Below are 18385 nucleotides of genomic sequence, written 5' to 3' on the forward strand. Positions count from 1 at the left end.
TCGCAAGCCGGAGGTCTAAACAGCCGGGCACAACCCGGCTCAACGCTTGCTACTGCAGGCTCAACCGCCCCTGCTGCAACCGGTACTCGCGCTGCACCACACCTTCGGGCAAGCGGTCGTGGGTGATCATCAACAGGCTGCGCTGACCCAGCGCCACGGCCAGATCGAGCAGCAGCGCATGCGCGGTATCCACGTCCAGGCCTTCGGTCGGCTCGTCCAGCACCATGATCGGCGCGTTGCGCAGCAAGGCACGCGCAAAGGCTAAACGCCGCGCCTGACCCGCCGACATGGTGGCACCGTTCTCACCCACCCAAGCGGCGAGCCCGCCTTGTTGCTGCGCCCAATCGTTCAAGCGCACCTGCGCCAGTACCGCCCACAGCGCGTCGTCGCTGGCCTGCGGATCACCCAACCGCAGATTGTCCGCAATGCTGCCTGCAAACACCGGCGCCCCTTGTGGCAACCAGGCAATCTGTCGATACCAATCGTCCTGGGCGAACTCACGCAGATCGACACCACCGAAGCGCACTGCCCCCTGCTGCGGGTCCCATAGCCGCAGCAGCAGGGCGGACAAGGTCGTCTTGCCGCAACCGCTGTCGCCACGAATCGCGATGCGATCACCCGGCGCCAACTGCAGATCCACGCCATCGAGCAGGCGCCGCGTCTCACCCGGCCAGGCAAACACCACCTGCTCGAACACAACCGCGGCGGCACCCGCAACCACGGCGCGAGGCCGGGCCGGGTCCTGCACGGCTGGTGCCTGATCAACAATCTGCCGCAGACGCTTGCCTGCGACCCGCGCCGACTGCAGGGCCTGCCAGGCAATGCCACTGCCTGCGGAAACTTCCAACAGCGCAACGGTCAGGAATACCAGCGTTGCGGCGAATGGCGCCTCCACCTTGCCAGCCTGGAACGCCGTCAAGGCAAGCCAGAGCATCGCCAACAGGCCAAGCCCAGCCAGCGCCGAGTGCAGTACGTTGCCACCGATCAGACGGCCACGACGTCGTTGATCGCTGCGCGCCAGCTGCTGCGCTGCTGCATCCACACGCAACGCCCAATCATCGCGGGCATCCAGGGCGGTGAGATCAGCCGCGCCTTCCAGGCCTTCAAATGCCAGCGTGCGCAGGCTGGCGCGCTGCTGCGCGCGCTCGGCCTCGACCGCGTCGCCACGGCGCACCGCGAACACTGGCACGCCGATGCCCACCAATAAGGCGAGCACCAGCAACAGCAGCGCCGCCGGCCAGTAGATCAAAGCAGCCGCTCCCACCGTTGCCAGCGCGATGCCCGCCAAGGCCAACAAAGGACTGATGGCGCGCACCATCAAACCATCGACTTCGCCGATATCGGTGATCAACCGCGCCAGCAACTCACCGGTACGACTGCTGCCCAGTCGGGCAGGCGCCAACGGCAGTGCACGCTGGAAGAACCACACGCGCAGGTCACGCGCAATCCGCAAGGTCGCATCGTGGCCGACCAGTTTTTCGAAATAGCGCGACACGATGCGCGCCATCGTCAATGCACGAATGCCGGCCGACGGTGAAAAGAAATTGAAAGTGCCCCCCATGCCCAAGGCACCAGCCAACGCTGCGGCGGTGAGGAAGCCACCAGACAAACCCAGCAGGCCAACCCCCGCCAGCATGGTGGTGAACAGCAACGCCGTCGCCAACGCCAGCCGCCAGCGGTGGCGCTTGAATACATCACGCATCGTCTGCGGGCTCATGCGCGCGCTCCCTGCACTGCAACCTGCACGCTGTCCTGCAGATCGATGATCTTGTCGGCCCAGCGCATCGCCGCCTCGCTATGGGTGGCCATCAGCACCGTGCGACCACGCGTATGCGCGGCCAGGGCCTGCAATAGATCCGCTTCGGTCTGCGGATCGAGGAAGGCGGTGGGTTCGTCAAGCAAGAACAGATCCGGCTCCAGCAGCAATAGCCGCGCCAGTCCAATCCGTCGCGCTTCGCCACCGGACAGGCCAAAGCCGCGCTCACCGATCACCGTGTTCAAGCCCAAGGGCAGATACTGGGCAAAGCGCATCACCTGGGCCACTTCAGCCACCGCCTGCAGGCGCGCAGCGCTTACTGCCGGGTCGGCCATGCGCAGGTTGTCGGCAATCGAGCCGTGGAACAGATAGGGACGCTGGCCTGCGTAGCCGATGCGCACGCCGTCGCGGACAACAATGCGACCTTCGCGCGGCGGCAGCCAGCCGGCCAGGGCTTCCAGCAAGGTGCTCTTGCCACTGCCACTGGGGCCGATCAGGGCCAGGCGCTGACCGTCGCCAATCTCGAGCGAGAAGTCCTTCAACACATCGTGGGTGGCGCCTTGCGGGCGCAGCACGACACTGCGTACCGACACCAGCGGCGCGTGCAACTGCGCCGGCTCCGGCGCTACCAGGGACGCAGCGACGGAAGTTGCCGCAGCAGCATCCTGATCGTCAGCCAGCAGGCGCTCGACTTCGGCCGCTGCCGCCAACGCATTGGCACGGTCGTGGTAATGCGCGGCCAGCCGCCGCAGCGGCGCGTAGAACTCCGGCGCCAGCAGCAGGCAGAACATGCCGGTGCCCAGGGTCGGCACCACCGAGTGCAAGGACATCAGGCCCAGATAGCTCAACCCCAGGTACAGGGCCACCATCGCCACGCTGACCGAGGCAAAGAACTCCAGCACGGTCGAGGACAGGAAGGCGATGCGCAGCACTTTCATGGTGCGCTCGCGCACGCCATCAGCGGCGGCGGCAACCCCTTCCAGCTCGGCTTCACCGCGCCCGTACAGGCGCAGCAGCCCCAAACCTTTGATGCGGTCGGCAAAGTGGCCGCTCATGCGCGCCAGCTCACCCAGCTGTGCCCGACCGGCCGCCTCGGCGCCCCAGCCCACCAGCATCATGAAGAACGGCACCAGCGGCGCGGTGAAGATGAAGATCAGCGCCACCACCCAGTCCACATAGGCCACGGCGGCGGCAATCAGCAGCGGCACCACCACCACTTCGACCCGCACCGGCTGGAAACCGGCGTAGTAGCCCTCGATGGCATCGCCATGCGACAGCAGCAGCTCGCCCAACTCACCCGTGCGCTGACGGCGCAGCCACAACGGTCCGCGTGCCAGCAAACGCCGGTAAACCTGCTCGCGCAGCGCCAGTTTGGCGCTGTCGGCGACCTTGCCGGCGGCGGTCTGGGCGACCCCGCCGAGCAGGCTGCGCAGCACCAGCACGGCCGCCAGTATCCAGAAACCGTGAACTACCTGTACCCAATTCAGCCGTTCCACGACTATGCTCTGGATCAACCAGGCAATGGCGCCAGCCTGCACGATCAGCAGCGCACCTGAAGTACAGACGGCCAAGGCCGCCAAACGCTGCTGTGACCGGGCCCCGGACGCCAGAGCCGCCAGCCACTGCTGCTGTACGCGGCGTTGCTGTTGCACCGTGTTGGAATGTGGAACTTCGCTCAAGACTGACAACTCAGGTGAAGGAGATCTACGTGATTGTAAGCAAGCCGTACCCAGCCTGCCGGCCCTGCACGATCGGCGTTGGACAGCCAGCCCACATTGATCCAGATCAAGGCATTGGCAGGCCTGAACGGGGAGTATTGCTGCCATAGAACCCCTCCCAGCCACTCCATGACGCCCAATTCCCACGAGGTAGCCAGGCCATGATCGACTCAACAGTCGTAGAACTGTCACGTCTACAGTTCGCGCTGACCGCGATGTACCACTTCATTTTCGTCCCGCTCACGCTGGGGCTCTCTTTCATGATCGCGATCATGGAGAGCGTCTATGTGATGACCGGCAAGGATGTCTGGCGCCGGATGACCCTGTTCTGGGGCGTGCTGTTCGGCATCAACTTCGCCATGGGTGTGGGTACCGGCATCGTGATGGAGTTCCAGTTCGGCATGAACTGGTCCTATTACAGCCACTATGTGGGTGACATCTTCGGCGCGCCGCTGGCCATTGAAGGCCTGATGGCGTTCTTCCTGGAAGCGACCTTCATCGGTCTGTTCTTCTTCGGCTGGGGCCGCCTGTCCAAGGTGCAGCATCTGACCGTGACCTGGTTGATGGCACTCGGCACCAACCTGTCGGCGCTGTGGATTCTGATCGCCAACGGCTGGATGCAGTACCCGGTGGGTGCGGTGTTCAACCCGGAAACGATGCGCATGGAAGTGGTGGATTTCGCCGCCGTGCTGCTGAACCCGGTTGCCCAGGCCAAGTTCGTGCACACCGTCTCGGCCGGTTATGTGGCTGGCGCGATGTTCGTGATGTCGATCTCGGCCTTCTTCATGCTGCGCGGCAAGCACCGTGACATCGCCCGCCGCTCGTTCGCTGTCGCTTCGGCGTTCGGCCTGCTGGCGTCCATCTCGGTCGCCGTGCTGGGTGACGAATCCGGTTACGCCACGGCCGAAAACCAGAAGATGAAGCTGGCTGCCATCGAAGGCATGTGGCATACCCATCCGGCTCCGGCGCCGTTCACTGCATTCGGAATCCCGAACCAGCAGGAACAGCGCAACGACTTCGAAGTGCAGATTCCGTACGTGATGGGCCTGATCGCCACCCGTTCGCTGGATGAGGAGATCCCGGGCATCCTGGACCTGGTCAAGCAGGCCGAGGGTCGCGTCAAGGGTGGTCAGATCGCCTACGCCGCACTGGAACGCATCCGCGCCGACAAGAACGATGTTGAAGCCCGCGAGGTCTTTGACCGTCATTGGCAGGATCTGGGCCACGGCCTGCTGCTGAAGCGTTACCGCGACGACATCGAGAACGCCACCCCCGAGCAGATTGCACAGGCTGCGCTGGATACGGTGCCGACGGTTGGCCCGCTGTTCTGGACCTTCCGCATCATGGTCGGCCTCGGCATCTACATGATTGGCTTCTTCGCCCTGGCCTTCTACTACTCCTGCCGCAACAACTTCGAGGACAAGCGCACCTTCCTGCGGGTTGCCCTGTGGTCGCTGCCGGCACCGTGGATCGCCATCGAATGCGGTTGGTTCATCGCCGAGTACGGCCGCCAGCCGTGGGCTGTTGATGGCGTGCTGCCGACCTTCTACGCCGCTTCCGGTCTGGCCGTTTACGAAATCCTGGCAACGCTGGTCGGCTTCACCGCCCTGTACACGGTGCTGCTGGTGATCGAAATCAAGCTGATGCTCAAGGCCATCCGCAAGGGCCCGGACGACATCCTGCCCTCGCTGCAGCAGTCGGCCGTCGCAAACAACCACGCCAATGCCGCCGGCAACGGCCAGGCATAAGGCAGGAGAACACACATGGAATTCATTCTTCTGGACTACACGACGCTACGCGTGATCTGGTGGCTGCTGCTTGGCGTGCTGCTGATCGGCTTCGCGGTGATGGACGGTTTCGACCTGGGCGTTGGCACCTTGCTGCCGTTCGTGGCCAAGACCGATGAAGAGCGCCGCCTGGTGATCAACACCATCGGCCCGGTATGGGAAGGCAACCAGGTGTGGCTGGTACTCGGTGGCGGCGCGATCTTCGCCGCCTGGCCGCCGCTGTATGCGGTGAGCTTCTCCGGCTTCTACCTGGCGATGTTCCTGATCCTGTTCGCCCTGATCCTGCGCCCGGTCGGCTTCAAGTACCGCGGCAAGATGCCCAGCCAGCGCTGGCGCAACAACTGGGACAAGGCGCTGTTCATCGGCGGCTTCATCCCGGCGCTGATCATGGGCGTGGCGGTTGGCAACGTGCTGCTTGGCGTGCCGTACCACTTCGATGACACCCAGCGCGTGTTCTACACCGGCAACCTGCTCGGCCTGTTGACCCCGTTCGCCCTGCTGGCTGGCCTGGTCAGCGTGGCGATGCTGGTGTCGCACGGTGCGGCCATGCTGGTGCTCAAGACCAGCGGCCCGGTCGCTGAGCGTTCGGCAAAGATCGGCAGCATCGCCGCCATCGCCTCGTTCGTACTGTTCGCCCTTGCCGGTGCCTGGGTTGCCTTCGGCCTGCCGGGTTACCAGATCACCTCGCAGGTGGTTACCGACGGTGCCAGCAACCCGCTGTTGAAGACGGCTGAGTTTACGCAGGCTGGAGGCTGGCTGCACAACTACAGCACCATGCCGGTCACGATCCTGGCGCCGGTGGTGGGCCTGCTGGGTGCGCTGGCCAGTGCTGTGTTGTTGCGCAAGCGTCGTGGCGGCCTGGCCTTCATCGCCTCCGGTGCCTCCATTGCCGGCATCATCTTCACCGTTGGCTTTGCGATCTTCCCGTTCCTGCTGCCCTCCTCCACCCAGCCAGGCTCCAGCCTGACGGTGTGGGACGGTTCCTCCAGCCACCTGACCCTGTGGGTGATGCTGCTGGCCACCGTGATCTTCCTGCCGATCATCATCGCCTACACCACCTGGGTGTACCGCGTACTGAAGGGCAAGACCACGCTGGAAGAAATGGGTGAAAACCCGAACGCCTACTGATCCGCAACGACAACACTAAGGAGACAACTCATGTGGTACTTCGCTTGGATTCTGGGTGCTGGCCTCGCTGCGACGGTCGCCATCCTCAACGGCATGTGGTTTGAAGCGCGCGAAGCAAACAAGATCGATGCAAAGCGCTGAAAAACTGCGTGAAGGTATTGCCAAAACGCCGGACTGAGCGTATCTTTCCGGCTCCCTTCGCGGGGTGTAGCTCAGTCTGGTAGAGCGCTACGTTCGGGACGTAGAGGTCGCAGGTTCGAATCCTGTCTCCCCGACCAAAGGGTCGGTAAAAAAGCCTGGAATAACGGCAACGTTTTCCAGGCTTTTTATTCGCCAGTACACAGTTGCTGGCAGTCAACGCACCACGCCTTGCAGGCAGCGTTGGCTGAACAAAAGAACTTGCAAGGCACGAGGTTCACCGCTATTATAGGCGGCTCCTTCGGGGTGTAGCTCAGTCTGGTAGAGCGCTACGTTCGGGACGTAGAGGTCGCAGGTTCGAATCCTGTCTCCCCGACCAATTTGACAAAAGCCGGCCTCTGGTCGGCTTTTGTTATTGGTGGGTTTCAAACGACGCCACCCACCGCGTCGGAGTAAGCAATGTCCACGCCCGCCCAGTCCCTCATCCGGCACCCCCTGTTCAAGGGCCGCCTGCTGGCGTTCATCGCAATCGTGCTGGTCTCGGCCAACCTGCGCAGCGCGGTCACCTCGCTGACCCCGTTGTTGGACCGGCTCGGCCACGTCTTCGATTTCGGCAGCACCATGACCGGTGTGCTCGGCATGATGCCGACCGCCGCCTTCGCCGTGTTTGGCCTGGCCACGCCGCGTATCACCCGCGCCATCGGCTTGGAACGCACTGCCGTGCTGACCATGGTGCTGGCCACCATCGGCCTGCTACTGCGCGCCTTCTCCGGCAACGTCGGCGTGCTCCTGCTGGGCTCGGCGATCGCCCTGGCCGGCATGGGCATGGGCAACGTGGTGGTGCCACCGCTGGTGAAACGCTACTTCGCCGACCGCGTGGGCACGCTGAGCACGATCTACATCACCGTGCTGCAGGCCGGCACGATGGTGCCGGCGCTGCTGGCGGTGCCGGTGGCTGATCAATTCGATTGGCGCATCTCGCTTGGCATGTGGTCACTGCTGTCGTTGGCCGCATTGCTGCCTTGGATCCTGCTCGCACGCAGCGCCCCACGCGCGGAAGCAATCACCACCAGCACCGAGCACGCCGCTGGCCGCGTCTGGAAGACGCAACTCGGCTGGGGCATGGCACTGATGTTCGGCATGACCTCGCTGGGCACGTATTCACTGTTCACCTGGTTGCCGAAGGTAATGGTGGAAGCCGGTGCCAGTGAATCCTTCGGAGGCGTGATGGTGGCGGTGTATTCGGCCATCGGCCTGCTGCCCTCGCTGCTGGTGCCCGCATTGGCGGTGCGCATGCGCAACCCCTTCCCGATTGCGGTGATGGTGTTCGTGTTGAACATGATTGCCTTTGCCGGCCTGCTGTGGGCACCAATGAGCGCACCGCTGCTATGGGCCGTCATCGCCGGCCTTGGCCCATCGACCTTCCCGCTCGGCCTGACCCTGATCAACCTGCGCACGCGCAGCCAGGCCGGCTCGGCGGCACTGTCCGGCTTCATGCAGGGCGTCGGCTACAGCCTGGCAAGCCTGGGCCCGCTGTTGTTTGGATGGCTGCACGGCATGAGCGATGGCTGGGCATGGTCATTTGCCTTCCTCGCCTGCTGTTCGGGTGTATTGCTGACCGGTGCGTGGTTTGCCTGCAAACCGCAGCAGTTGGAAGATCACTGGAAGTAAACTGCCGTTGAAACATGAAAGCCGCCGATATGAATCGGCGGCTTTTTTATTCGCGGAAGCAACCTGGCCCCGGTAAGCGCGGCGCACCCGTGGCTTACGCTTCTTGTGGGAGCGGCGTAAGCCGCGACGCTGAGAGTGTTGAAAGTCTTGGAGCTTTGTACACGCCAAAGCTGTGGGTGCCTCGCGGCTCACCTGGGCCACCAAGTTTGGTTGCCACAACTACTTCAACGAATGCCTGACCTGCCCCTCGCCGCGCACAACGAAGCGCTCCACCGTCAGCGCCTCCAGACCCATCGGGCCGTAGGAATGCAGGCGAGTCGTGGAAATGCCGATCTCCGCACCAAGGCCGAGCTCGCCGCCATCAGAGAAGCGCGAAGAAGCATTGACCATCACCACCGCAGAACGCAGCGCCCGCACGAACGCTTCGCCATGAGCCGAGCTTCCGGTAGCGATAACTTCGGTGTGATCGGAGGTATAGGCCTGGATATGGGCGATGGCCGCAGCCATGTCCGGTACAACCCGGATTGCGAGAATCAGGTCGAGGTACTCGGCGGCGTAGTCATCATCTGCGGCCGGGACGATATCGCCAACCAGCGCCTGGGTAGCCGCATCACCACGCAGCTCGACACCGCGCTCACGCAGCGCCGCCGCTGCCAATGGCAGGAACTCAGCTGCGATGCCCTCATGCACCAGCAACGTCTCCAACGAGTTGCAGGCTGACGGTCGCGAGGTCTTGCCGTCGATCAACAGATCCACAGCAAGCTGCAGGTCGGCACTGTCATCAACGAACAGGTGGCAGACGCCCTTGTAATGCTTGATCACCGGCACCCGAGCATGCTCGGCGACGAAGCGGATCAGGCCTTCGCCACCGCGCGGAATCGCCAGATCGATGATGTCATTGAGCTGCAGCAGCTCCAGCATGGTCTCGCGGCGCAGGTCTTCGACCAGCGTCAATGCAGCATCCGGCAGGCCAGCCTCGCGCAGAGCACGCTTCAGGCTGGCGGCGATTGCCGTATTGGAATAGATGGCTTCGGAGCCACCGCGCAGGATCACGCCATTGCCGGCCTTGATGCACAGCGCTGCCGCGTCAGCCGTCACATTCGGCCGCGCCTCATAGATCATCGCGATCACGCCCAGCGGCACCCGCACCTTCTGCACACGGATGCCATTAGGGCGATCGTAATCACGGGTTACCTCGCCCACCGGATCTGGCAAGGCGGCAACTTCACGCAGCGCATCGGCGACCCCGCGCAGGCGCTCTGGATTCAAAGCCAGGCGATCCAGCATTGCCGAACCAACGCCCTTCTCGCGCGCCGCCTGTAGATCGCGTGCGTTTGCGGCGAGGATGCTGCCAGCATCAGCCTCCAAGGCAGCTGCCATCGATTTCAGCAGCGTGCAGCGGGCTTGACTGGAAAGGAGGCCCAGTTTCTGCGCGGCGTCGCGGCACTGCAATGCGAGGGTGCGGATATCACTCATGTACTGTCCTGCCGATGATCAAAGAAAAACTCACAGCAGCACCAGGTCATCGCGATGGACCACGTTGTCGCCGTAGTTGTAGCCGAGGATGGATTCGATCTCGCTGGTGTGGTGCTGGCTGATGCGGCGGATATCGACGGCGGAATACTGGCTGACGCCACGTGCCACGCGCTGCTGGCCGTGCGGATCGAACAACCGCACTTCCACCATGTCGCCACGACGGAACTCGCCTTCCGCGGCCACCACGCCACCGGGTAGCAGCGATGCCCCCTTGTCGCGCAGCGCACGTGCAGCGCCGGCGTCGATCAGGATCGCGCCCGGTTCAAGCGGTGCGTGCTTCAGCCAATATTTGCGCGCGGCGATACGCGACTGCCCGGCATGCAGGCGCGTGCCATGCAACCTCCCCTGCGCCAGCCCGCGCACCACATCGCCGCTGCGACCATTGAACAGGAAGGTGTCGATCCCCGCAGCACCGGCCTTGGCGGCAGCCTGCAGCTTGGTATGCATGCCACCAGTACCGACCGTACTGCCACTGCCGCCGGCCATGGCAAGGACCTCCGGCGTCAGCTCGGTGACCTCATTGATTGGTTCTGCATCGGGATTGCTGCGCGGATCGGCGGTGTAGAGGCCGTCGATGTCGGTAGCGATGAACAAGGCATCGGCATCGACCAACGCCGCAACGATGGCGGCGAGATTGTCGTTGTCGCCGAGCTTGAGTTCATCCACCGACACGGTGTCGTTCTCGTTGATGACCGGCAGCGCGCCCAGCGCCAGCAGCTCGTTGAGCGTTGCGCGCGCGTTGAGATAGCGGCGGCGATTGCGCAGGTCGTCGTGGGTGAGCAGCACCTGCGCCACCGGGCGTTCGAAGAAACGCTGCCACAGCCCGATCAGCTGCGCCTGGCCCAGTGCAGCCAAGGCCTGTCTGGCCGCCATGGCCGCGCCGGCTTCGGCGGCCTTGGGTACGATGGCGCGGCCTGCGGCCACTGCGCCAGAAGAAACGATCACCACGTCGCGCCCTGCCAGCACATTGGCCGCCCCGAACTGCGCCAGCCCAAGCGCGTCCCGCGGGGTCAAGCCGCCACCATCGGCCGCCAGCAGGCTGCTGCCGACCTTGAGGACGGCGCGGCGCCACTGCGGCAGTGCTTGTTCGGTGAACGGGGAGAACGATGTCTGGATCATGGGATCAGCGAGTGTTCCACTCGTGGATGGTCAGCTCGGAGCTGCCCTGGATGGCCAGAGGGTCGCTGGCGACGATGGCCTTGGCGGCTTCGAGGGTGTCGACGTTCTTCAGCACGTAGGCGCCGCCGGTACCGTCGCTGAAGCCACCGGTCAGGTGCAGCTGGTCTTTCGCAACAAGTGCGTTGAGGAACGCTATGTGTGGGGCAATCACTGCGTCGTCGAATGACGGCTTGCGCATTGCCAGTACCAGGTAGAGCTTCATTGCATTCTCCTTTAGCTGCATATGACACCACGCCGAAGGGGAAGTTGGCGCGATTGCTTTCGCTTGGAACTTGCTTTGGCTTTGGCTTTGGCTTTGGCTTTGGCTTCGGCTTGGGCTTTGGCTGCGGCTATGGCTGTCCCTTCTCCCGCCTGCGGGAGAAGGTGCCCGAAGGGCGGATGAGGGGACTTTTGACTCTACCTAGCTAGAAACTTCCCCTCACCCCAACCCCTCTCCCGCAAGCGAGAGAGGGGCTTGAGCAAGAGCCAAACCAATACGGGCGCCTTCCGGCGCCCGCATCAGAACATCAGCCCTGCAACGCGCTCCAGCGCGCACTGAGCTCTTCCAGTCGCAGATCCGCGGCAGCACCGGGCGAAACGCGCGCCGCCAGGCTGCCTTCGGGCGTACGCCCCTGCCCCGCCGTATCCGCCGCCTCTGCTGCAGCCTTGTAAGCATCACGGAACGGCACGCCCGCCACCGCGGCTTCCACCGCAACGTCGGTCGCATACATGCCCGAATCAATCGCTGCGCGGATGTTGTCATCGCGCCAATCCAGATTCGACAGCAAGGCCGGCAGCAGTTCCAGCGCGGCAAGGCCGCGGCCAAAGCCGTGCACGATTGCGCCCTTTGAGTTCTGCAGGTCGCGCTGGTAACCGGATGGCAGCGACAGGAGCTGTTCGATCTCGGTACGTGCAGCAGCAACACTGGCATGGATGGCGCGCATCAGCTCGATCACGTCTGGGTTACGCTTGTTCGGCATGATCGAGCTGCCGGTGGTGTACTGCGCCGGCAACGCGACGAAAGCGAACTCGCCCGTGGTAAACAGCGACAGATCCCAGGCGATACGACGCAGGTCCAGCGTCGCCCCGCCTAGTGCTTCCAATGCGGCGAGCTCGAACTTGCCGCGCGAGAGCTGCGCGTAGATCGGGCTGATCTGCATGCGCGAGAAACCCAGTGCTGCCGTAGTGTGTTCGCGATCGAGCGGCAGGTTGACGCCATAACCGGCAGCAGTGCCCAGCGGATTGGTGTCGATCAGCGCGCGGGTGTCGCGGGCACGGATGGCATTGTCGATGAAGGCCTCGGCCCAGCCGGCCCACCACATGCCAGCAGAGGAAACCACGGCGCGCTGGATATGCGTGTAACCCGGCAAGGGCTGCAGCTGTTCGGCAGCGGCGCGGTCCAGCGCGACCTTCGCAACTTCGGTGCTGATCTGCGCAACACGCTCGAGCTTGTCCTTCAGCCACAGGCGGGTAGCGACCAGGATCTGGTCGTTGCGGCTGCGGCCGGTGTGGATCTTGCGGCCGGCATCGCCCAGGCGCTCGGTCAAGCGTGCCTCGATGGCCGAGTGGCAATCCTCGTACTGCTCGTCCAGCACGAACGCACCACTGCGGAAATCCTCGGCCAGAATCGCCAGCTCACGCTTCAACGCAACCAACTCGTCGGCACTGAGGATGCCGATGTGCTGAAGGCCTTCGGCATGCGCGGTGCTGGCCTGGATGTCGTGCAGGAAGAACTCGCGGTCCAGGATGACGTCGTCACCGGCCAGGAAGGTCTGGATCTTCGCGTCTACCGCAACGCCGGGTTTCTGCCAAAGCAAATTAGTCATGTCTGTCTCTCTCAGTGCAGCGCTGTGGAACCTGTGGGAGCGGCGTAAGCCGCGAAGCCGGTGACCCTACGGCCACCAGCACTCCACAAAATCAATAAGGAACCGCCATCAATTCATCCAGCCCCAACGCCCGGTTGAGGTTCTGCAGAGCCTGCGTAGCCGCACCCTTGAGCAGGTTGTCGATGGTCGCCACCACCACCACGCGCTTGTTGCCAGGCGCCATGGTGAAACCACCAATCTGCGCGCCGTGCTTGCCGGCAATGCGGCTGACCCACGGCGCCTCATCCACTACTTCAACCAGCGGCTCGTTGGCGTAACGCTGCTGGTACAGCGCCATCACTTCCTCGCGACCGCGTGGCTGCTGCAGCCACAAGTTGACGGTCATGGTGATGCCGCGGAAATGCGGCGCGACATGCGGCATGAACTCGACCGGCACGCCCAGCTGGGTCGACACCTCGCGCTCGTGCACGTGGTTGGTGAGCGCATACGGCATCAGGTTGTCACGCAGCAGCTCGGGGTTGTTCTTGTCCGACGGTGTGGTGCCGGCACCGGACCAACCGGAAACGCCGAAACAGGTCGGCGGACCGGCCAGCTGGCTCAGCAGTGGCGCGATGGCCAGCTGCATCGCGGTGGCGTAGCAGCCCGGGTTGCTGATCCGCTTCTGCCCGGCATAGCGGGCGCGGGTCAATTCCGGCAGACCGTAGTACCAGCTGTTGTCAAAACGATAGTCCGCTGACAGATCAACGATCACCGTATCCGGCGCGTTTGCATCCAGCGCGGCCACAAACGGTTCGCCCTTGCCGTTGGGCAATGCCAGCACCACCGCGTCCACACCCTTCCCAGCGACCGCCTCCGGGTCCAGGCTTTCGTAGCACAGCTCGCCGTTGTAGGCATCGTTGTGGTCGGCCACGCGCTGTCCGGCCAGCTCACGCGAGGACACGAAGGCCAGCTCGATGCGCGGGTGTGCGGCCAGCAGGCGGATTAACTCGGCGCCGGTGTAACCGCGCGCACCAACGATGCCTACCGAGAATTTCTTGTCAGTCATGAATGCGAATCCAGAAGGAATTGCAGATGGGTTTTCACCGCCGGCCATTCCGTATCGATGATGGAGAACACCACGGTATCGCGACGCGATCCGTCGGCGTGACGCTTGTGGCTGCGCAATACGCCATCCTGCTTCGCACCGAGGCGGGCAATGGCGGTACGCGAGGCATGGTTGAACCAGCTGGTCTCGAAGCCGACGCTGATGCAGCCCAGGGTTTCAAATGCATGCCGCAGCAACAGCAGCTTGGCCTCGGTATTGAGTCCGCTGCGTTGCACGCGCGGGTGGTACCAGGTGTAGCCAATGTTCAAGCGCGGCACGTCGGCTTCAAGCGCGTAGTAGCGAGTGCTGCCAACAACCTCGCCACTGGCATCCTTGACCACGAACGCAAGCACCCTGCCCTGTGCCTGCGCTTCCAGCGCGGCGACGATGTAGTGGCCTGCGCGTTCCGGCGCGGGTACGTTGGTATACCAGCAGCGCGATAACTCGCCCTCGCCCAAGGCACGCTGCAGCGCTGGCACGTGCTCAAGCTGCAGTGGCTCCAGCGTCACATGCCCGCCCTTCAGGGTCGGCACCTGGCTCCAGTGCCCGGCGGTGGCCAGGTCCATGCTCACCCCTGCAGGCTCGGCTTGCGCTCACCGCAGTGCGCGACGTAGCCCTTGATGCTGTCGAAGTCATTGGCACCGAACCAGAACACCTTCCAATGGTCGAGCTTGTAGCAACCGTCCGACTCGGAATAGTAAAAATGGTTGACCGGGTTGCCATTGCGCGAGCGCCAGAACAGCTGCGGAGTTTCTTCCAGCATCACGTTCCACACCGCGCGGCCAAGGCCTTCGCCCTGGGCGTCGTCGAGCACCGCGAACTTGTCCAGGTACACGCCCTCGGCTTCATCGGTCAGCACTACCGCAGTGCGATAGTTCTCGCTGACGTAGGCACGCAGCAGCTTGGTTTTCTCGAAGTAATCAGGCACCAGGGTGCGGCCGAAGCTCGACTCGATCAGTGACTTCAGGCGTGCGGTGTCCAGCTGGTCCCACGACGTCGCCTTCAGCACCTTTTCACCACGGCGTACCAGCGTGCCGGAACCCTTGTGGGTGAACAGCTCCTTGGCCAGGTCGGCCGGGCGCGTGATCGATACCGAGGACTCTTCCGGCAAACGATCCAGCAGGTCCTTGATCTGCTCGATCTTGACCCGCATGCCGCCGTGGATCCACGGCTGCTGCATCAGTTGGTCGTATTCGGTGGACAGGTTGATCGAATCGATCAGCTTGCCCTCCTCGTCGAGCAGGCCGCCGGTACCGGTCAGGAAGATGATCTTGTACGGCTGCAGTTCCTGCACCAGCTCGTTGGCGGCAAAGTCGGCGTTGACGTTGAGGATCTGCCCGCTCGGGGTTTCGCCCAGGCTGGTGATCACCGGGATCGAGCCGGCACGCAGGCTGGCTTCGATCGGCGCCAGGTTGACCTTCTTCACTTCGCCGACCAGTCCGTAGGTGTCCACGTCCAGGTACTCGGCCTCGAACACGCCACCGGTGATCGACGTAGCGCGCGCACCGTTCTGCTGCAGCGCTTCGACCAGCTTGAGGTTGGACTGCTGGAACACCTTGCGCACGATCGCCAGTGCCTCGGGCGAGGTCACACGCAGGCCATCGATGGTCTTCTTCTCGATGCCGGCAGCGGACAGCTCGGCATCCAGCTGCGGGCCGGCACCGTGCAGCACGATCGGGGTCAGGCCGACTTCCTGCAGGAACGACAACGACGAAGTCAACGCTTCCAGATCGTCGCGCAGCACGGCGCCACCGACCTTCACCACGGCAAAGCGCTTGGCATCAAGCTGCGAGAAGCGCTTGAGGTACTGGCTGATTTCCTTCGCGCTGGCCATGCTCGAAAGCAGGCGGACGATGGTCTGGCGGGTCTGGCGGTGCGGCTGCATGGCTGGGGACATTGCTTGTATCTACATGGCGACCTTGAGGGTCGCGGAAAGGAGCCGGCGGCATGCCGCCGGGCCACGGGCGGCTCAGGCGCCGCGTTGCAGGATGTGCAGCACCGATTCTGCGTAGCGCTGCAACTGCTCCAGCGTGACGAACTCATCGGCGGTGTGGGCCTGGGCGATATCACCCGGGCCGTACACCATGGTTGTGTAGCCACCGGCCGAGAACAGCGAAGCCTCGGTCCAGAAATCCACGGCATTGCCAATCGGCAGGCCAAGCTCGTCGGCGATGTCGCGCGCGGCCAGGCGACGTTCCTCGGCGCGGGCGATATCACCGGATGGCAGGCTGGGGCCACGGAAGGTTTCTTCGAAATGCGCGGCCTGCGGCTCGGCGAAGCCGGCAAAGGTCCCGAGCAGCGCGTCGATATCCATCGACGGCAGCGGCCGGAAGCCAAAGCGCAGCTCGGCTTCGGGCGCGATCATGTTGGCCTTGATGCCGCCTTCGACGCGGCCGATGTTGAAGCGCAGGCCGGTCAGGCCACCAAAGCGCGCATGCGCCAGCGACTCGACGTGGTCCAGTGCCTTGCCGCCCCAGCGCATGGCCTGGTGCAGGGCGCTGGCGGACGGGTCCTGCTTGCCCGAGGCGTGGCCGGCGCGGCCCTGGAACTTCATCAGCACCGAGCTGATTCCGCGGTGCGCGAGTACCGCTTCGCTCATCGTCGGTTCGGCGACGATCACCGCTTCATAGGCGATGCCACGCGCCAGAAAGGCGGCGATGCAGCGCGGATCGTTGGCTTCTTCGTCACTGGAGAACAGGAAAGCGGCGTCGCCATCGCTCAGGTTGGCAGCGGCCACCAGCGCTGCGGCGGCGCCCTTGATGTCGCAGACGCCGAGGCCGACAACGCGGTCGTCCAGGCGACGCATCACGTGCGGATCGGCGGACCAGTGCGGCGAGTCCGGCACGGTATCCAGATGCACGTTGAACAGGTATTTCGGCGTGCCACGCACCGCGTAGAAGCTGACCGCACCGGCACCGTGGTCGATCACCTCGACATTGAAGCCCGGCAGGTTGTCGCGCAGGTAATCAAAGATGCCACCGGTGGTGATGGCACGCGGCGGATTACGGGTGTCGTAGGACACCAGCTTTTCTAGGTGATCGAGGGTGGATTGGAGCAGCTTGGTCATGGTTGCAGGCAGGTCATCACAGCAATGATCGGGGGAGCATCCCTTCTCCCGCTTGCGGGGGAAGGGGCCCGAAGGGCGGATGGGGGGCGCTTTTGCTTTTTGCTTTTGCTCTGGATGCAAAAGCAGAGACAACAGCACAGGCCAAGGCAAAAGCTCCCCTCACCCCAACCCCTCTCCCGCAGGCGGGAGAGGGGCTTTGAGCATCACGCATCTCGCCTTAGCGATTTACCTGCGCGTACAGCGTGGAGCTCATGCCAAACAGCTTGATGAAGCCTTCGGCTTCTTCCACGCCCCAGTCGGCCGACTGCGCGTAGGTCGCGCCCTTGGCATTGAGGATGTGCTCCGAACGCACCGCCACCGCATCAACGCGGCCGCCGCGGGTTTCCAGCACCACTTCACCGGTCACCTTGGCCTGCGAGGCCTTCAGGAAGGCTTCGATGTCGGTCTTGAGCGGGTCGTGGTAGAAGCCTTCGTACACCAGCTCCACCCACTTGCGCGCGACTTCGGGCTTGAAGCGGTTCTGCTGCTTGGTCAGCACGGTGTCTTCCAGCGCGCGGTGCGCAGCCAGCAGCGAGACCAGGCCCGGGGCTTCGAACACGATGCGGCCCTTCAGGCCGATCACGGTATCGCCGGTGTAAACACCACGGCCCACGCCGTACTGCGCGAACAGCTTGTTGAGCTTGGCCAGGATCTGCTCACCCGGCAGTTCCTTGCCGTCCAGGGCAACCGCTTCGCCTTCGACGAACTTCAGGGTCACGGTCAGCGGCTCGATCGGCCAGGCGCTGCGCGGTGCGCACCAGCCACGTGCGCCTTCGCCCGGGGCTTCCCACTTGTCGATCTCGCCGCCGGACATGGTCAGGCCCAGCAGGTTCTCGTTGATGGTGTAGGCCTGCTGCTTGGCGCGCACGCCGAAGCCACGCGCTTCCAGGTACTTCTGCTCGTAGGCACGGGTCTGGGTGTGCTCCTTCTGGATTTCACGGATCGGCGCGACGATCTGGTAATCGCCCAATGCCTTCACCGCCAGGTCGAAACGCACCTGGTCGTTACCCATGCCGGTGCAGCCGTGGGCGATGATGTTGGTGCCCAGCTCGGCGGCGCGCTTGAGCGCGGCATCGACGATCAGGTAACGGTCAGAGACCAGCAGCGGGTACTGGCCCTGGTAGCCCTCGCCTGCCCACACGAACGGCTTGACGAAGCCATTCCAGATGGCCGGGCCGCCATCGACGGTGACGTGGCTGGTGACGCCCAGCTCGGCCGCACGCTTTTCGATGAAATCACGCTCGTCGGCATCCACGCCGCCGGTGTCGGCGAACACGGTGTGCACGTTGTAACCGCGCTCCTGCAGGTAAGGCACGCAGAAGCTGGTGTCGAGGCCGCCGGAGAAGGCGAGGACGATGTCTTTGCTCATGGGGAAGGAATCTCTGCTGTGGTTCTTGAGCCCCTCCCCCGCCGGGGGAGGGGTTGGGGAGGGGGTTGGCGTATATGAGGATGCATCTGGAGCGAGGGACCTTACCCT

General features: G+C 63.9%; 15 protein-coding genes and 2 tRNA genes. 6 read left to right on the forward strand and 11 right to left on the reverse strand.

Annotated features, from left to right (window positions below; genetic code table 11):
• Nucleotides 1-49 precede the first annotated feature (49 nt).
• Nucleotides 50-1717, reverse strand: a complete 1668-nt coding sequence (gene cydC, locus ACVOMF_RS03630) for a thiol reductant ABC exporter subunit CydC (RefSeq protein WP_481508061.1) — start codon at nucleotides 1715-1717, stop codon at nucleotides 50-52.
• Nucleotides 1714-3444 (reverse strand): thiol reductant ABC exporter subunit CydD, encoded by a 1731-nt coding sequence (cydD, locus tag ACVOMF_RS03635; RefSeq protein ID WP_481508062.1) that lies wholly within the window; start codon nucleotides 3442-3444, stop codon nucleotides 1714-1716. The genes cydC and cydD overlap by 4 nt, the downstream gene beginning before the upstream one ends.
• A 191-nt stretch (nucleotides 3445-3635) precedes the next feature.
• Between cydD and ACVOMF_RS03640 the strand changes: the two genes are divergently transcribed.
• From ACVOMF_RS03640 to ACVOMF_RS03665, 6 genes are all read left to right on the forward strand, one after another.
• Nucleotides 3636-5222, forward strand: a complete 1587-nt coding sequence (locus tag ACVOMF_RS03640) for a cytochrome ubiquinol oxidase subunit I (protein ID WP_481508063.1) — start codon at nucleotides 3636-3638, stop codon at nucleotides 5220-5222.
• Nucleotides 5223-5237: 15 nt separating this feature from the next.
• On the forward strand, nucleotides 5238-6389 hold the full coding sequence (gene cydB, locus ACVOMF_RS03645; RefSeq protein ID WP_481508064.1) for a cytochrome d ubiquinol oxidase subunit II: 1152 nt from the start codon (nucleotides 5238-5240) through the stop codon (nucleotides 6387-6389).
• 30 nt (nucleotides 6390-6419) lie between these two features.
• Complete coding sequence (gene cydX / locus ACVOMF_RS03650) at nucleotides 6420-6530, forward strand: cytochrome bd-I oxidase subunit CydX (RefSeq protein ID WP_282269734.1); 111 nt, start codon at nucleotides 6420-6422, stop codon at nucleotides 6528-6530.
• A gap of 60 nt (nucleotides 6531-6590) precedes the next feature.
• Nucleotides 6591-6667: transfer RNA gene (locus tag ACVOMF_RS03655), tRNA-Pro, on the forward strand.
• Nucleotides 6668-6829: 162 nt separating this feature from the next.
• Nucleotides 6830-6906, forward strand: a tRNA-Pro gene (locus ACVOMF_RS03660).
• 80 nt (nucleotides 6907-6986) lie between these two features.
• Nucleotides 6987-8198: a CynX/NimT family MFS transporter gene (locus tag ACVOMF_RS03665; protein WP_481508065.1), complete on the forward strand. Its 1212-nt coding sequence runs from the start codon at nucleotides 6987-6989 to the stop codon at nucleotides 8196-8198.
• Nucleotides 8199-8417: 219 nt separating this feature from the next.
• On the opposite strand, the gene ACVOMF_RS03670 is transcribed toward ACVOMF_RS03665, so the two are convergent.
• The 9 genes from ACVOMF_RS03670 to ACVOMF_RS03710 form a co-directional block, all read right to left on the reverse strand.
• Complete coding sequence (locus ACVOMF_RS03670) at nucleotides 8418-9674, reverse strand: glutamate-5-semialdehyde dehydrogenase (RefSeq protein WP_481508066.1); 1257 nt, start codon at nucleotides 9672-9674, stop codon at nucleotides 8418-8420.
• A gap of 30 nt (nucleotides 9675-9704) precedes the next feature.
• Nucleotides 9705-10853, reverse strand: coding sequence for a glutamate 5-kinase (proB, locus tag ACVOMF_RS03675; protein ID WP_481508067.1), 1149 nt, complete (start codon nucleotides 10851-10853; stop codon nucleotides 9705-9707).
• A 4-nt stretch (nucleotides 10854-10857) separates the two neighbouring features.
• Nucleotides 10858-11115 (reverse strand): YciI family protein, encoded by a 258-nt coding sequence (locus ACVOMF_RS03680; protein WP_481508068.1) that lies wholly within the window; start codon nucleotides 11113-11115, stop codon nucleotides 10858-10860.
• 304 nt (nucleotides 11116-11419) lie between these two features.
• Nucleotides 11420-12718: an argininosuccinate lyase gene (locus ACVOMF_RS03685; protein WP_481508069.1), complete on the reverse strand. Its 1299-nt coding sequence runs from the start codon at nucleotides 12716-12718 to the stop codon at nucleotides 11420-11422.
• Nucleotides 12719-12809: 91 nt separating this feature from the next.
• Nucleotides 12810-13763, reverse strand: a complete 954-nt coding sequence (gene argC / locus ACVOMF_RS03690) for an N-acetyl-gamma-glutamyl-phosphate reductase (RefSeq protein ID WP_481508070.1) — start codon at nucleotides 13761-13763, stop codon at nucleotides 12810-12812.
• Entirely contained in the window at nucleotides 13760-14368 is a 609-nt protein-coding gene (locus ACVOMF_RS03695; protein ID WP_481508071.1) for a GNAT family N-acetyltransferase, read from the reverse strand. Before ACVOMF_RS03695 ends, argC begins: the two co-directional genes overlap by 4 nt.
• A 2-nt stretch (nucleotides 14369-14370) precedes the next feature.
• Nucleotides 14371-15699 (reverse strand): acetylglutamate kinase, encoded by a 1329-nt coding sequence (locus ACVOMF_RS03700; protein ID WP_481508072.1) that lies wholly within the window; start codon nucleotides 15697-15699, stop codon nucleotides 14371-14373.
• A 72-nt stretch (nucleotides 15700-15771) separates the two neighbouring features.
• Entirely contained in the window at nucleotides 15772-16869 is a 1098-nt protein-coding gene (locus ACVOMF_RS03705; RefSeq protein ID WP_481508073.1) for an acetylornithine deacetylase, read from the reverse strand.
• Nucleotides 16870-17086: 217 nt separating this feature from the next.
• Nucleotides 17087-18277, reverse strand: coding sequence for an argininosuccinate synthase (locus ACVOMF_RS03710; protein WP_282269815.1), 1191 nt, complete (start codon nucleotides 18275-18277; stop codon nucleotides 17087-17089).
• Between the last annotated feature and the right edge of the window lie 108 nt (nucleotides 18278-18385).

The organism is Stenotrophomonas sp. STEN022 (genome assembly GCF_056760155.1).